At 64.4% G+C, this 15,522-nt stretch carries 15 protein-coding genes; 5 read left to right on the forward strand and 10 right to left on the reverse strand.

Annotated elements, in window-relative coordinates; all coding sequences use genetic code 11:
- Positions 1-114: 114 nt before the first annotated feature.
- The gene (locus AC1RUK_RS19295; RefSeq protein ID WP_481834340.1) at positions 115-1,545 is read right to left on the reverse strand and encodes an FAD-binding oxidoreductase; all 1,431 of its coding nucleotides are present in this window, start codon (positions 1,543-1,545) and stop codon (positions 115-117) included.
- 18 nt (positions 1,546-1,563) lie between these two features.
- Positions 1,564-2,529 carry an L-threonylcarbamoyladenylate synthase gene (locus AC1RUK_RS19300; RefSeq protein WP_481834339.1) on the reverse strand — a complete coding sequence of 322 codons (966 nt, stop codon included), beginning with the start codon at positions 2,527-2,529 and terminating at the stop codon, positions 1,564-1,566.
- A 171-nt stretch (positions 2,530-2,700) separates the two neighbouring features.
- Between AC1RUK_RS19300 and AC1RUK_RS19305 the strand changes: the two genes are divergently transcribed.
- Entirely contained in the window at positions 2,701-3,171 is a 471-nt protein-coding gene (locus AC1RUK_RS19305) for a hypothetical protein (RefSeq protein WP_481834338.1), read from the forward strand.
- Between the two features lie 136 nt (positions 3,172-3,307).
- Positions 3,308-3,697, forward strand: a complete 390-nt coding sequence (locus AC1RUK_RS19310; RefSeq protein WP_481834337.1) for a hypothetical protein — start codon at positions 3,308-3,310, stop codon at positions 3,695-3,697.
- 82 nt (positions 3,698-3,779) lie between these two features.
- Here the strand turns inward: AC1RUK_RS19310 and AC1RUK_RS19315 are convergent, their stop codons facing one another.
- The 8 genes from AC1RUK_RS19315 to AC1RUK_RS19350 form a co-directional block, all read right to left on the reverse strand.
- A complete protein-coding gene (locus tag AC1RUK_RS19315; protein WP_481834336.1) occupies positions 3,780-4,136 on the reverse strand; it encodes an ATPase in 357 nt (118 codons plus the stop codon).
- A 108-nt stretch (positions 4,137-4,244) separates the two neighbouring features.
- Complete coding sequence (glyS, locus tag AC1RUK_RS19320; protein ID WP_481834335.1) at positions 4,245-6,623, reverse strand: glycine--tRNA ligase subunit beta; 2,379 nt, start codon at positions 6,621-6,623, stop codon at positions 4,245-4,247.
- A 517-nt stretch (positions 6,624-7,140) separates the two neighbouring features.
- Complete coding sequence (locus tag AC1RUK_RS19325) at positions 7,141-8,115, reverse strand: glycine--tRNA ligase subunit alpha (RefSeq protein WP_481834334.1); 975 nt, start codon at positions 8,113-8,115, stop codon at positions 7,141-7,143.
- Positions 8,116-8,352: 237 nt separating this feature from the next.
- Complete coding sequence (locus AC1RUK_RS19330; protein ID WP_481834333.1) at positions 8,353-10,128, reverse strand: tetratricopeptide repeat protein; 1,776 nt, start codon at positions 10,126-10,128, stop codon at positions 8,353-8,355.
- 179 nt (positions 10,129-10,307) lie between these two features.
- Complete coding sequence (locus AC1RUK_RS19335) at positions 10,308-10,724, reverse strand: DUF1284 domain-containing protein (RefSeq protein WP_481834332.1); 417 nt, start codon at positions 10,722-10,724, stop codon at positions 10,308-10,310.
- Positions 10,725-10,730: 6 nt separating this feature from the next.
- The gene (locus AC1RUK_RS19340) at positions 10,731-11,330 is read right to left on the reverse strand and encodes a biotin transporter BioY (RefSeq protein WP_481834331.1); all 600 of its coding nucleotides are present in this window, start codon (positions 11,328-11,330) and stop codon (positions 10,731-10,733) included.
- Between the two features lie 177 nt (positions 11,331-11,507).
- Positions 11,508-12,176, reverse strand: a complete 669-nt coding sequence (locus AC1RUK_RS19345) for a GntR family transcriptional regulator (protein ID WP_481834330.1) — start codon at positions 12,174-12,176, stop codon at positions 11,508-11,510.
- A 72-nt stretch (positions 12,177-12,248) separates the two neighbouring features.
- The gene (locus AC1RUK_RS19350) at positions 12,249-13,265 is read right to left on the reverse strand and encodes a polyprenyl synthetase family protein (RefSeq protein WP_006201983.1); all 1,017 of its coding nucleotides are present in this window, start codon (positions 13,263-13,265) and stop codon (positions 12,249-12,251) included.
- A 160-nt stretch (positions 13,266-13,425) separates the two neighbouring features.
- Between AC1RUK_RS19350 and AC1RUK_RS19355 the strand changes: the two genes are divergently transcribed.
- The 3 genes from AC1RUK_RS19355 to AC1RUK_RS19365 all read left to right on the forward strand — a co-directional run bounded on the left by AC1RUK_RS19355 (position 13,426) and on the right by AC1RUK_RS19365 (position 15,448).
- On the forward strand, positions 13,426-13,650 hold the full coding sequence (locus tag AC1RUK_RS19355; protein ID WP_481834329.1) for a putative signal transducing protein: 225 nt from the start codon (positions 13,426-13,428) through the stop codon (positions 13,648-13,650).
- The gene (locus AC1RUK_RS19360; protein ID WP_481834328.1) at positions 13,650-14,450 is read left to right on the forward strand and encodes a tRNA1(Val) (adenine(37)-N6)-methyltransferase; all 801 of its coding nucleotides are present in this window, start codon (positions 13,650-13,652) and stop codon (positions 14,448-14,450) included. Before AC1RUK_RS19355 ends, AC1RUK_RS19360 begins: the two co-directional genes overlap by 1 nt.
- A gap of 134 nt (positions 14,451-14,584) precedes the next feature.
- Positions 14,585-15,448 (forward strand): S49 family peptidase, encoded by an 864-nt coding sequence (locus AC1RUK_RS19365; RefSeq protein ID WP_481834327.1) that lies wholly within the window; start codon positions 14,585-14,587, stop codon positions 15,446-15,448.
- The last annotated feature ends 74 nt before the right edge of the window (positions 15,449-15,522 follow it).

The following is a 15,522-nucleotide window of genomic DNA, read 5'->3' on the forward strand; positions in this document are numbered from 1 at the left end:
GTGCAGGAATATTAGCGAGGGCTTCTTACCGCCGCGCTTAAGAAAGTCGGTTAAATTTTGCTGATCTCGGGCGATGGTTATCGGAATGCAACCAACAACAACATGTTGGAAGGATCAGATAACCTTACCGGGATTCATGATGCCGGCCGGATCGAAGGCAGCCTTGACCCGACGCATCAGATCGATCGCCATCGGCGGCGCCGTCGCGATCAGTTCGTCGCGTTTCAGCTGGCCGATGCCATGCTCGGCCGAGATCGAGCCGTGGAAGGAGCGCACGACATCATGCACGGCCTTGTTCATGGTGTGGTAGAGGCCGAGGAAAGCCTCGTCGTCGCCGCCTTCCGGCCGGGAGATGTTGTAGTGGAGGTTGCCGTCGCCCATGTGGCCGAAGCAGACGACGCGCGCATCGGGGCTAACCGAAGCGACTGCGCCGGCGGCTTTGCCAATGAATTCGGGGATCGATGATATCGGCACGGAAATGTCGTGCTTGATCGAGGCGCCCTCAGGTTTCTGGCATTCGGGCAGCACCTCGCGGAAATTCCAGAAGGCGTCGCCCTGGGCCAGGCTTGCCGCGATCACCGCGTCGCCGACCATGCCCTGCTCCAGCCCGGCCGACAGCACCTCCTCGATCAGCGCCCTGCCGTCCTCTTCCGAACGGCTCGAGGACACCTGCATCAGCACGTACCAAGGCCAGTCTTCGGCCAGCGGCCGCGTGACGCCTTGCGCATGCTTCAGCGTGTAGTCGTAGGGTCTTTTGGCGATCAGTTCGAAAGCTGTGAGCGAAGCACCGGCCCGGTCCATCGCCAGGCTGAACAGGGAAAGCGCGGCCTCAGGCGACGACAGGCCGGCGAAGGCCACTTCCCTTCCCTTCGGCTTGGGGAAAAGCTTCAACACCGCGGCGGTGATGACGCCGAGCGTGCCCTCCGCACCGACAAACAGGTTCTTCAGATCGTAGCCGGTGTTGTCCTTCTTCAATTTGCGCAAATCGTCGAACACCTCGCCGGTCGGCAGCACCACTTCGACACCAAGGCACAGCTCGCGCGCATTGCCATAGGCGAGCACGCCGGTGCCGCCGGCATTCGATGAAAGATTGCCGCCGATCTGGCAGGAGCCTTGCGCGGCGAGCGACAGCGGAAACAGCCGGCCGGCGGCGTCGGCTGCCTCCTGCAGCGTCTGCAGGATGACGCCGGCCTCGACAGTCACCGTATTGGACAGCACGTCGATCTCACGGATGCGGTTCAGCCGCGAGAGGGACAGCAGGATCTCGTGGCCGGAGGCATCCGGCACCTGGGCGCCGACCAGCCCGGTGTTGCCGCTCTGCGGCACGACCGGTGTGCCGGTCTCCGTCGCCAGCCGCATGATGTGGCTCACCTCCTCGACGCTGCCGGGCCTTAGCACCAGCGCCGTGCGGCCGTGCCACAGGCCGCGGCGCTCAGTGAGGTAGGGCGCGATGTCGTGCTGGTCGCGCAGCGCGTATTTTTCGCCGACGATTGCGGCGAAGCGGTCGATGAGGGCCGGAGCGAGATCGGAGGGGGCGTCGTTCATGGGCAGAAACTATGGCGCTCAATCGGCCTTGTCACGTGGGGCGGCGGCGCGAAAGAGCCGGTCGTTGATCGCCTCGCCCAGCCCTTCGAATGGGATCGGCTCGACGGCAATCGTCGCAGCACCGCTCTGGTCGAGCGCCTGCAGATGGGCAAACAGGTTGGTGGCCGCTTCGCGCAAGTCGCCGCTCTCTGACAGGTTGCGCAAGGCGGCGGCATCCTGCCAGCCGCCGGCGCGGCGTTTGCCGAAGGCGAGCAGCGCTTCGCCGCAGGCGACTTGCCCGGCGTTGAGCCGCACCGCGGCACCTGGTGCATAATGCGAGGCGAGCATCCCGGGCGCCTCGATGCCGGCAGCCATTCCGCGCAGCAGCTTGACGCCGGCCACCGCCTCGATCTCCTCTGCGGCAACGCCGCCCGGCCTCAGCAGGCGCAAGCCTTCGCTCTCGACCTTGACGATGGTCGATTCCAGCCCGACCGGCGTCGCGCCGCCATCGACGACCAGCCTGATTTTCGCGCCGAGGTCGGCCGCCACGGCCTCTGCCGTGGTGGCGCTGATCTTGCCCGAGGAATTGGCGCTGGGCGCGGCCAGCGGGCGGCCAAGTCGCGCGATCAGCTCGCCGCCAAAACCCCTGGGCATGCGCAGCGCGATCGTGTCCAGCCCGGCCGTGACCAGCGGATGGATGGCGTTGCCGGTGCGCTGCGGCAACACCAGCGTCAGCGGCCCCGGCCAGAACGCCTCGGCCAACCGTCTCGACAACGGATCGAAGACGGCAATGCGCTCGGCCATGGCGATATCGGCGACATGGGCGATCAGCGGGTTGAAGCGCGGGCGGCCCTTGGCTTCGAAGATGCGTGCAACGCCAATGCCGTTGGTCGCATCGGCGGCCAGCCCGTAGACGGTCTCGGTCGGGATGGCGACGACATCGCCGCCTTCAAGCAGCGCCAGCGCCCGCTCCATCGCCTCGCCGACGGCAAGTATCTCAGCCAATCTCGTCACCTCTACAGATGCCGGGCTGCGTAATACGGCGGCGTTCACGGGGCAAGTCCGGACGTTGGCGAATTATCAATCCCTAAAATGCTATGCTTTCGTGCAAGCGGGCATCAATCCCCCGGGAATAGGATGTCGGCTCCAAGGGTTTGGGGAGTTTTCATCGTGTCGATGCGTATGTTTGCAATGCTTGGCATCAGTCTGGCGGCAATGGCCGGCGGGGCGCATGCCTCATCCATTCTCGTCCTCGGCGCGTCGACCACGACGCCCTCCGTCGTCAAGCTCGGGGCGCCCGAGCCGATGAAGATCGCTTCGGCGCCATCGATCGTGGCGCTGGGTGAGGCCGTGCCCGACGTCACCGATGAGAAGGTGGCGGCGATCCCCGACAAGTCCGAACAAAAGCACATGCAGAGCCCGATGATCATTCGCGGCGGCATCGTCGGCGGCGCCTTCGCAACGCCCGCCGCCGCACCGGCCAAGGCCACTGCGGCCGCCGAACCGGCAGCGGGAGACACCACAGCCGCGGCCGACGGCAAGCCGGCGACGGCAACCGCCTCGAACGGCGAGCAACAGCCCGCGCCGCAGCCACAACCCGAGGCAGCACAGCCGTCACCGATAGCCCCTGTCGGAAAAGCCATGTAAGTTGCCGGCGGAGGCGGATCGGTCGTCCGGGGCAGGCATCCGGTGAGCGGTTTTCTTCTCCAGTTGCTTGCCACGGCCCGCTCGAATCTGGACGAGCGGCTCCGGTAGGAGAAATTGGGTTTTTCAAGGGGGCATCATGAACAAGGCAAGAGCGTTTGCCGTCGCCGGGCTGTTGCTGGCGTCGGCGCTGGGCACAAGTGCGGCGAAGGCCGACGACATGCTCGGATCCTATGTCGCGCGCATTTCCGAACGCGACCATCACGCCAGCGACGGCTTCCCGCTGGACAGCGCCGCGCAGATGGTGCGGCAGGACCGCGCCAACTGGCACAAGTTCCACCGACGCGACAGCGACGACGAGGGCGACGACTGGTTCAGGAGCAATGACGACCGCGCGAATCTGCAACGCATGCTGGAGCGCGGCGGCGCGATGAGCTCCTCGACACGGCGCGCCATCGTCAATGGCGAACCGCTGATCCAGGTCGATGTCTATTCACGCAGCGTGCGCGTCAGCATCCTGGAAGATTGACCGAGTCAACATCTGGAAGACAAACGCAAAGAGGGCGACGCACAAGCGCCGCCCTCTTCGCAACTCGGCCTGCCGAAATGGCTCAGGCCGCCTCTTCCTTGTCGTCGTCCTCTTCGTCCTCTTCGTCCTCGGACTCGTCTTTTTCGCCAGCCTCGCCGCCTTCGGCCTTCACGCTGTCTTCATCTTCGTCCGCGTCGTCTTCTTCGTCGTCCTCGCCGTCTTCATCCTCATCGTCGTCCGAGAGGGTGGCTTCCTTGTCGGCTTCCTTGTCGGCGTCCTCGCCGTCTTCGTCGTCGCCTTCCTCATCGTCGTCGGACAGATCGGCGGCTTCGACCGCGGCGGCGGCAGCCTGATCGAGGATGTTTTCGGAAGCGGATTCAGTCGCCTCGGTGGCGGCCGGGGTCTCTTCAGTCACTTCGATGTCGTGAGCGGAATTCATGGAAGCCTCCGTGGTTGGGGGAACATGTCCGTTTTGCCACGGGGAGATCATCGTCATATGACTGTAAGCCGGCTCGAATGGCCGGCCGGAAAGAAAATTCTATTCGCTTCAGCCGGCGATCCTGGAGAAGTCCGCGACCTTACCGGTGGCGGCGCGGATGCGGGCGAGCAGAGCCAGCCGGTTGGCGCGCACGGCCTGGTCCTCATCATTCACGAGAACGCGTTCAAAGAATGAATCAACCGGCTCGCGCAAAACGCTAAGCGCCAGCATGGCGGCGGAAAAGTCTTCGTTTTGAATCGCTTCGCCGGCTTCCTTCTCGGCCTGATTCACCGCTCCATGCAGTGCCTTCTCGGCATCCTCGCGAAACAGCGCCGGCTCAACAGTCTCGGCGATCACCGTTTTCTTCTTCTCCTCGGCGGCCAGGATGTTGGCCGCGCGCTTGGTTCCGGCAAGCAAGTTTTTCCCGTCCTCGGTGTCGAGGAAGGAGCCCAGCGCCTCGACGCGGCGGACGATCTGCAGAAGGTCGTCGGACTGTGGCGTGATGACCGCGTCGATCAGATCATGCCGCGCGCCCTGGTCGCGGAGGTAGACCTTTAGGCGGTCACGGAAGAAGGCGAGGAGGTCATCCGTGAACGGAGCCAAAGAGGCTTGCAGTTCCATTATGCGCTGCCCGTCGAAGAACTCTCGCTCCGGGTCAGCAGCGCCAGAGGTTTCGGATATTGCCTTTTGGAGACCTTGCTTCACCAACTCAGCGACAAGACCCGCTTCCGGCAGCAGACGGCTTTCCCCCCGGTAGTCTTGAATTCGAGCATTCAGCATCGCCACGACGCCGAGACTCTCGGCGCCTTCACCCGAACGTTCATAGGCAAAAAGTGCTGCCGCGACCGTCGCAGCAATGGCCTTGCTGAAGGAGAGTTTGATCTTGTTTTCGAGGACGATCCTCACCACTCCCAGCGCCGCTCGTCTCAGGGCATAGGGATCCTTCGACCCGGTCGGCTTTTCGTCGATGGCCCAGAAGCCGACCAGCGTGTCGAGCTTATCGGCGAGCGCCACGGCAACCGAAACCGGGTCGGTCGGCACGCGGTCGGACGGGCCTTGCGGCTTGTAGTGTTCCTCGATGGCGGCTGCGACTGAAGGATGCTCGCCCTGCAGCAGCGCGTATTTGCGACCCATGGCGCCCTGCAATTCCGGGAATTCGCCGACCACTTCGGTGGTCAGATCAGCCTTGGCCAGCACCGCGGCGCGAGCGGCGAGCGCGGGATCGGCGCCAACGATCGGCGCCAGCTCTTCGGCCAGCTCCTTGATGCGTTCCACCCGCTCGCCCTGCGTGCCGAGCTTAGCATGGAAGGTGACGCCGAGATGGTCGAGGCGGGCCATGCGCTGGTCGAGCGGCTTTCTGAGATCAAGCCCGAACTTCTCCGCCGATGCCTTGAGCTGGTCGAGATCGGGCAGGTCGCCCTGGTCGGTCTTCCAGAAATACAGCGCATCGGAGAGGCGCGCGCGCACCACCTTGCCGTTGCCGTAGGCGATCTCCCTGCCGCCGTCCTTCGCCTCGATGTTGGCGGTGAGGATGAAGCGGTTGGAGAGATCCTCGACGACGCCCTGCGGTCGGCTGACGAAGCACTTCTGGTTGGCGCGAATGGTGAGCCGGATCACCTCGGCGGGAATGGCGAGGAAGTCCTGTTCGAACTCGCCCATCAGCACGACCGGCCATTCGACCAGGCCGGACACTTCCTCCAAGAGCCCTTCGTCCTCGACCAGGTCGAGGCCGTTGGCGAAGGCGAGGTTGCGGGCGTCGGCCAGGATGATCTCCTTGCGGCGGTCGGCATCGAGCACGACCTTGGCCACCTCCAGCTTGGACACATAGTCGTCAAAGCGGCGCACGGTGATTTCGCCCGGCGCATGGAAGCGATGGCCGTAGGTGACGTTGCCCGAGCGGATGCCGTCGATCTCGAAATCGACCACCACCGGCTCCTCGGTCTCTGGGCCGAAGGTGCAGAGGATCGACTGCAGCGGCCGCACCCAGCGCAACGAGCCCGGCTTTGCCGAGGCCGGCCCCCAGCGCATCGATTTCGGCCAGGGGAAGCCACGGATGATGCCCGGCACCAGGTCGGCGATGATGGCTTCCGCCGCCCTGCCCGGCTTCGAAATATGGGCGACATAAAAATCGCCCTTCTTCGGGTCGGAGTGGACATGCGCCTCGGCGACCGAGGCAAGGCCCGCCTTGCGCAGAAAACCCTGCACCGCCTGCTCCGGCGCCGAGGTGGCAGGCCCTTTGATCTCTTCGTGGATGTCCTTCGAGCGTGCGGTCAGGCCGCGAATGTCGAGCGCCAGCCGCCGCGGCGTCCAGTACTCGCGCGCCGCCTCATAGGTCAGGCCCGCCTCGACCAGACCGTCGGTCAGCATCTTCCTGAGGTCGCCCGCCGCCTTGCGCTGCATGCGGGCAGGGATTTCCTCGGAGCGAAGTTCGAGCAACAGGTCCGGCATCAGAGTTTCTCCGCCCGCATGCCGTTTTCTTGTTTGCGCGTCCTCGCGCCTTCGGCACTGCGGGCGCGCGGCTGGGCAGGGATTTCCTCGGAGCGAAGTTCTAAGAGCAAGTCGGGCATAGGGTCAGCTCATGCTGGCGAAGGGTTTGGGCGGGCATAGCAACTCGGCCGGCCGCTGTCACCCTGCATGCCGATTGCCTGTTCGACCTATTTCCGGAAATTTTCATGGCTGTGTCGGGATGGCGGGAACCCGGTCGTCCTTAGGGCAGAAATTCCCATGAACCAAACACAGCGCTGAAGCGACCAACGCTCAGGCAGGGAACTATTGGCTGAACGACGATGAAAACGGCATCAAGACTACTGCAGATCCTGGCACTTAGCGCTTGCTTCGCCGCGCAGGCTCACGGTGCCTTCTCGATGCCAGGCGTTCGGCAGGCATTGCGGACAATGGCAGGCCCGAGTGGCCAGATCCTGTCCCCGATCAACGCGTCTCTCGAACTGATGAAGCGCGTCTGAACTCACGCCGCCAGCCCGCCGGCCTGCGTCAGAAGGAAAGCCTCGCCGCAGGCCTTGGCCAGATTGCGCACGCGCAGGATGTAGCTCTGCCGCTCGGTCACCGAAATCACGCCGCGCGCGTCGAGCAGGTTGAAGACGTGGCTGGCCTTGATGCACTGGTCGTAGGCCGGCAAGACCATGCGGTGCATCGCCAGATTGTCGTTCGACCCCGGCGCGCCGGCATCGAGCAGCGCCTTGCACTCCGCCTCGGCGTCTTCGAAATGCCTGAGCAGCATTGCCGTGTTGGCATGTTCGAAATTGTGGCGCGAATATTCCTGCTCGGCCTGCAGGAAGACATCGCCATAGGTGACTTTCTCGGCGCCGTCGCGGCCGTTGAAGTTGAGGTCGTAGACATTGTCGACGCCCTGCACATACATGGCCAGCCGCTCCAACCCGTAGGTGAGCTCGCCCGCCACCGGCGCGCATTCGATGCCGCAGACCTGCTGGAAATAGGTGAACTGCGAGACTTCCATGCCGTCGCACCAGCACTCCCAGCCCAGGCCCCAGGCGCCCAGTGTCGGGCTTTCCCAATCGTCCTCGACGAAGCGGATATCGTGCAGCAGCGGATCGACGCCGATCGCCTTGAGCGAGCCGAGATAGAGCTCCTGCAAATTGGGCGGGTTCGGCTTCAGGATCACCTGGTACTGGTAGTAGTGCTGCAGCCGGTTCGGGTTCTCGCCGTAGCGGCCGTCCTTGGGCCGGCGCGAGGGCTGCACATAAGCGGCGTTCCAGCGCTTTGGCCCCAGCGCACGCAATGTGGTCGCCGGATGGAAGGTGCCGGCGCCGACTTCCATGTCGTAGGGCTGGAGGATGACGCAACCATAGTCCGCCCAATAATTGTGCAAGGTCAGGATCAGCCCCTGGAAAGAGCGGCTGGGATGCATATGGGCTGGGATGTCTATCGTCACGGCGGCCTCGGAAAGCGCGGAATGAAGCATTTCCCTAGTTGCCGGGCCGGCGAGCGTCAAGGCGGGGTGCCGCACCCACTCTCCCCCCTCGAGGGGGAGATGCCCGCGCAGCGGGCAGAGCCGGTCCCCTCTGGAGACACCGCAAGCAAGGCGTCGAGCATTGCGCGAGCGACCCCTCCCGACCAGAGTTCGTCTGGCCACCCTCGAGCTTTTCTGAAACGAAAACGGGGCTCAGCGAGCCCCGTTTTGCATACAATATCGCGATCCTCACCCCTTCGGTGCCGGCGTCGGCTCCGGCTTGACCTTCGGGGTCTCCTGCGCCGTGTTGGATTCGATCGGCGGCAGGCCTTTCAGCAGCTTCTGCTGCACGGCAGCAAGCACAGCGGGGTCCGGCTTCAGGTCGCGCGCCTGGTTCCACTGGAAGGTGGCTTCCAGCTTGCGGCCGACGCGCCAGTAGGCATCGCCGAGATGGTCGTTCAGCACCGGATCTTCCGGCTTCAGCGACACGGCACGCTCCATTTCGCGCACGGCGTCGTCGAACCGACCAAGGCGGAAATAGGCCCAACCCAGCGAATCGACGATGTAGCCGTCGCTCGGCCGCAGATCGACGGCCTTCTGGATCATCGCCAGGCCTTCCTTGAGGTTCATGTTCATGTCGACCCAGGAATAGCCGAGATAATTCAGAACCTGCGGCTGGTCCGGGAGCAGTTCCAGCGCCTTGCGGAAATTCGGCTCCGCCTTCGGCCATTCCTTCAGCCGCTCATAGGCGATGCCGCGCTGGTAGAAAATGTTCCAGTTGGCGCTGGTCGGCGTCTTCAGTACTTCGACCGCCTTGTCGTAGAGATTGGCGGCGGAGCGGAAATCGTCCTTGGAGGAATAGACGCCGCCAAGCGCCAGATAGGCACGCATGTCTTCTGGATGCTTTTCGACGAACGCCTTCAGGTGGGCAATCGCCTCCTCATGGCGGTCGAGATCGGCGAGGTTGAGGCCGAGCTGCAGGTCGGAAAGCTCCTTCAGCGGCGAAGAATCGGGAATGCGGCGATAGAGCGCGATCGCGCCCTCGCCGTCCTTCAGCTGCTCGGCGACGGCGGCGAGCTGCACCAGGGCAGCATCGCTGTTGGGCTTCAGCGCCAGCGCATATTGCAGATAGAGGCGGACGAACGGCTCGCCGCCGCCGCGGTTGAGCGCGGTGGCAAGATCAAGCAGGATCTCGGAGGCGCCCTCGGACGGACCGGTGACGAGAGGCTCGATCTTGTCGCCCTTGTTGATCCTGTCGCGAAGCGTGGTGATTTCCAGCTTGCCCGGCGCAAACGCCTCGGCCTGGTCGAGCACGGAAACCGCCTTGGCCTTGTCGCCCTTGCGGGAAAGGAACGAGGCATAGGCCTGTGCGTTGCGCATCCACGTCTCGGGCGCCGCACCACCGGCAGCAGTGTCTGCCAAGGTCGCGGCGTAGATTTGATCGGCCTTTTCGGGCAGGCCCGCGGCATCGGCGATCAAAGCGCGATGGTAGGATTTGAACAGGCCGAACCAGTCCGGCCCCTGCAGCTTGTCGATGAACGCCATGGCGTCGCTGGCTTCACCAGCGCCTTCCATGGCCCAGCCGCTCATGACGCCGGACAACAGGCGGTCTAGATCGGATTCGAGCGACAGCTTGAGCCAGTATTGCGCCTTGGTGAAATCCTTCTTGTGGAAAGAATCGACGGCCAGCGCCAGCCGCGAGAAGCGCTCGACATCGGGCACTTCCTTGAGCTTGTCGGCATAGACCAGGGATTCCTCGAAGCGGCCTTGCGCAATCAGCGACAGCATCAGGCTCTGCTGCAGCGCCGTGTCGCCGGGCGCGAAGGCAAGCGCCTGCTTGTAATAGGCGATGGCGCTGTCGAGGTCGTTGTCGCCTTCGGCGATCCGCGCGGCGAGATAGGCTCCCGAGAAGGATGTGATCTTGACCGGCTCGGTGGTTTCCTTGGCATGCGACGGCAGAGCCGAGATCGCCATGCCCGCCACAATTGCCAGCCCTGTAAGCCAGCGCGCACGTCCTTGCCGCATCGTATCCCTTTCAGCCAGACGCAATCCCCAAGTCGGTGGGACCGCCATAGACTCGCACTTTTCCGGGCAAAGCATGGCCTTTTTGGGGTCAGGCTTCAATCCGGGCCGAATTCACAATCGGGTCACCCGATTAAAAAACCATGGCGACGGCGGATTATAGCAGATTGCGGCGGCGGACCCTACACCCTGGTATCGCGATAGGTGTTGATGGCAACAGTGGTGCACAGGCCGGCCCACTCGCAGCCCCGGCAGGCCTCACGCGTCAGGCCGGCTGAAAAGGCGGCGCGCATGCTGGCCAGGGTTTTCGCGTCGAGGCTGAAGCGGGCACCGACCCGGATCGGCCGGGCCAGCAATTGCTCCACGTCCCGCGCCGCCAGCCGGTCCCGCTCGGCAGCACTATCCCGCAGGCAGTGCGGCTCCGGCTCGCCGAGTAGCGGGGCGCAGATATCGTCGGGCCCCGAGACGATCAGGATGTCCTCGCCCTGGCGAAGACGCTCGGCGATGCCGTCATAGTTGGCGATGAAGGCGGCGCTGTAGCCCTTGCCGACATAGGTCAGCAGGCAAAGCAGATGATGGGCGCGCAGCCTGACGGTCATCGGTTCTCAGGATGCGGTTTTCGCGGTCTCGGACTTGTTGCCGGAAAACAGCTTCAGCGTGGCGGCGCCGAGCGCCGACTTCAGCAAGCCGCCGACGATGAAGGGCAGGAAGCCGAAGGTGATGGCCTGTTCGGCGCCGATCATGACGGCAAGCCACGCCGTGCCAAGAACCAGGCAGGCGAGATTGCCGAGCACCATCGCGGCGAAGGCCAGCATCGCCCGGTTGCCGTTCCAACCGCGTTCGGCCAGCCAGCCGACCAGTGCGCCGGTGAGCGGAAAGGCGAAGAGATAGCCGCCCGTCGGCCCGAGGAAATGCTGCACGCCGGCAGCGCCGCCGGCCAAGACCGGAAAGCCAACGGCGCCCTCGACCAGCCAGGCGGTGATGGTGATGGCGCCAAGCCGCCAGCCATAAAGCGCGCCGATCAGCGTCACGGCGAAGGTCTGCATGGTCACCGGCACCGGCACCATCGGCACTTCAATGTAGGACGACAGCGCCAGAAACAGCGTGCCGAGGACGATGGCACCGGCCTGCCAGCCAAGCGAGCGGGTTTGCAGGCGCAGCGGGCTGAAGGACGGCTTTGAGGACGAAAAAGCGATGTCGGTCACGGCGGTTTCCCTAGCTGGAAATTATAGATAATTTCTGTATTCGATCTATTATCGAATCCATATTTCCGCGGTGATGGCAAGCCCTGGCCCGGGAAAATGCTTCCGGGCATCGGTTTTCAAAACGTCGCGATGCATTGGGAAGGGCCGGCGGGGCAGCAGCAGCTGCGCGCCAATGGCCTAGCCGACGATGGCGAAGGCGTCGCGGGTCCTGCCGGAGGCCGTCTTGACCGGCTTCTGGCCGATCCACTGCACATGCCGGCCAAGGGTGGCGGCGGCCGATTCGGCATTGCCCTGGCGGAGCGCGCTCAGGATCGCCCTGTGGTCCTGGTCGGTGCGGATTTCCCATTCCAAGCGCCAGGCGGCGAACAGGAAGCGGGCGCTTGCCGCGTGCAAATCGTCGATGGTGGCGAGAAGGCGCGGCATGCCGCATGGCTGAAGGATCAGCCGGTGGAAGGTGCGGTTGGCTTCCTCCCAGGAGCGGACGTCGCGGGATTTGTCGCCGGCCTTGGTCGCTTCCTCGGCGAGATCGAGAATGGCTGCGGTCAGGTGCGGCGCGGCATGACGCAGCGCCAGCACTTCGAGTGCCGCCCGCATTTCGGCGACTTCCCTGACCTCGCCAAGGTCGAAAGACGCGACACGCACGCCACGGCGCGGCTCGCCGATCGCCAGCCCTTGCGCCTCCAGACGCCGGAACGCTTCGCGCACCGGGACATGGCTGGTCTGGAATTCCTCGGCGATATGGTCCTGCCGCAGCCGGGCACCCGGTTCGATGGCGCCCGATATGATGCGGTCCGCCAGCACTTTGCTGATACGGACGGCGATGGTGTCGTCTGCGGTCCTTGCCATGCTTTATAGATAATTTGTATCGCAACGGCTTGTCGAGACGGCCATAGCGGGATTTCGCGGCAAAGTTGCCTTTCAGTTCACCCGGCTGATGCAGAAATCGATGACGTCGATCAGCGCCGATTTCTGCGGTGTCGCCTCCAGCGGCGCCAGCGCGTCGCGAGCGATCTCGCCGAAATGGCGGGCGCGGCCGATGGTGTCGGCGATGGCGCCATGGCGGGTCATCAGGCCGATCGCCTTTTCCAATCCGGCATCGTCGGTGACATTGTCCTCGATAGCGCGCTTCCAGAAGGTGCGTTCGGCCTTGGTGCCGCGCCGGTAGGCGAGGATGACCGGCAGCGTCACCTTGCCTTCGCGGAAATCGTCGCCGACATTTTTGCCCAGCTCCTTGCTGGAACCGCCATAATCCAGCACGTCGTCGATGAGCTGGAAGGCAAGGCCGAGATTCATGCCGTAGGAGCGCAGTGCCGCGCGGTCGTTGCGCGTTGCCTGGGCGATGACCGGGCCGACTTCGGCGGCGGCCGAAAACAGCGCCGCAGTCTTGGCCTTGATGACGGCGAAATGCTCGTCCTCGGTGGTTTCGAGGTTCTTTGCGGCGGCAAGCTGCATCACCTCGCCCTCGGCGATGATCGAGGCCGCACTCGACAGGATGTCGAGCGCTTCCAGCGAGCCGACATCGACCATCATGCGAAAAGCCTGGCCGAGCAGGAAATCGCCGACCAGCACACTGGCCTGGTTACCCCAGATCATGCGGGCGGTCTTCTTGCCGCGGCGCATGCCGCTCTCGTCGACGACGTCGTCGTGGAGGAGTGTGGCGGTGTGCATGAATTCGACCGAGGTGGCGAGCTTGACGTGGCCCTCGCCGGAATAGCCGAACATCTGCGCGGCCGCCAACGTCAGCATCGGCCGCAGCCGCTTGCCGCCGGACGAGATCAAATGGTTGGCGACCTCCGGGATCATCTCGACGTCGGAGCCCGCCTTCGACAGGATGAGTTCGTTGACGCGCCCCATATCGGCCGCCGTCAGGTCGATCAGGTCCTTGATGGAGGCGGCTTCCCGCTTCCCGTTTTCGATGTTGAGAACGACACCCACCACAAACACTCCCGTCTATTCCATGCGCACGACGGCACCCTGTCCCGGATGGACTCTAGGGCGGCACCCACGGGCACGGCAAGAGGCGAATTGGCGCGGTTGCAACTGGCAGGCGACCACCCACGTTTACAGGAACGCCGCAACCTGCGATTTTCGTCCGATGATAGAGCTCATCCGCACCAACGATGCCGTGATCATCTCCTTTGTCGAATCGCTGATGCGCGATGCCGGCATTGCCTGTTTCGTCGCCGACCAGAACATGAGCGTGCTCGACGGCTCGATCGGCATCCTGCCCCGACGCGTCATGGTCGACGCCGATAGGGCGGATGCGGCGCGGCGCATCCTGACTGATGCCGGCATCGCCAACGAGATCCGCCAAAAATAATGTCCGCTTCACCCGCCGCCCTTGTTCCGGACACACCAGCCCACACGGTCGATGCCTTCCATCGCGGCCGCTTCTGGCTGGTGCAGCCCCGTGCGGGCGGCCACCGCGCTGGCATGGACGCCATGATGCTGGCCGCCGCCGTGCCGTCGGCCTTTGCCGGCCGGCTCGCCGACTTCGGCGCCGGCGCGGGAGCCGCGGGCCTCGCGGTTCTGTCGCGCTGTGCTTCCGCCCGGGCCGTTCTGGTCGAACGCTCCGAGGAGATGGCGGGATACGCGGGGACCACGCTTGCCCACCCCGGCAACGCCCATCTCGGCGATCGCGCCTCGGTGCTGGCCGCCGATGTCACGCTTTCGGGCAAGGCCAGAGGCGACGCCGGCCTTGCCGACAATTCCTTCGATTTCGTCATCATGAACCCGCCCTTCAACGCCGCCGAGGATCGCGCCACGCCGGATCCGCTGCGCAAGCAGGCGCATGTCATGGAGGACGGGCTGTTCGAAGGCTGGATCAGAAGTGCAGCAGCGGTCGTGAGGCCGCGCGGCGGGCTCGCCGTCATTGCCCGGCCGGAGCAGCTCGGCGTGCTTCTCGACGCGATCGAAGGCCGCTTCGGCGATGCCGAAATGCTCTCGGTCCATCCTCGCCCAGAGGCGGCGGCGATCCGCATCGTGGTCAGGGCGGCACTCGGCGCGCGCGGAAAGCTGTCGATCCGCCCGCCACTGATGCTGCATGGTGAATCGGGCAACGGACCAGCGGAGCGGACCGAGATGATCAACAACGGACTGGCGTCGCTGTTCGGCGACTGACCCCGCCGGCCACATAGCATTGCTGTTGGCCGGAAAATCCCTACATGCCCGGAGCAAGATCGTCGCGCCTTCCCAGAAACAAATTTGCCTGACCTCATATTGCTCTTTGCACATTGACCGGAGACAACCCCCTCGTGAAACGCCTTTTGAACCGACTGCTGCCGAAATCCTTGCGCTCCAGCGTCGTCACCGTTCCGGTCATCCGGCTGCAGGGGACCATCATGCCCGGCGGCGGCCAGTTCCGGCCGAGCCTGTCGCTGGCGTCGACCGCCGGCCTGATCGAAAAGGCGTTTTCCTTCGATGCGCCAGTCGTCGCCATCTCGATCAATTCGCCTGGCGGCTCGCCGGTGCAGTCGCGGTTGATCTTCAAGCGCATCCGCGACCTGGCGGTGGAGAAGGACAAGAAGGTGCTGGTCTTCGTCGAGGACGTAGCGGCATCGGGCGGCTACATGATCGCGGTGGCCGGCGACGAGATCTTCGCCGATCCCTCCTCCATCGTCGGCTCGATCGGCGTGGTGTCGGCCTCGTTCGGCTTTCCCGAACTGATGAAGAAGATCGGCGTCGAACGCCGCGTGCACACAGCCGGCCAGAACAAGGCGGTGCTCGACCCGTTCAAGCCGGAGAAGAAGGAAGACGTCGAGCGGCTGAAAGCGCTGCAGCTCGAGGTGCACGAAACCTTCATCGACCTCGTCAAGGAACGGCGCGGCACCAGGCTCAAGGACGACCCGGATTTGTTCACCGGCCTGTTCTGGACCGCAAAGAAAGGTCTTGAGCTCGGCCTTGTCGACGCGCTGGGCGATATGCGCACTGTGCTCAAGACCCGCTTTGGGCCGAAGACCCAGCTCAAGCTGATCACGGCGCCGCGCGGCCTGTTCGGCCGCTTCGGCCTGTTCGGCTCGCGCAGCGGCTTTTCGGCGCCCGACATTGCCGCAGCGGCCGCCAGCGGCATCATCGATGCGGCGGAAGAGCGCGCGCTATGGGCGCGCTTCGGGCTTTGAAAAAACGGTGAAAACGTCTAGCATGTCCGCTTGACCGACCCGACCGGCCGCCTTCGCCGCCTTTTCGAGGGAGG

The sequence above is a fragment of the Mesorhizobium monacense genome (genome assembly GCF_056781675.1).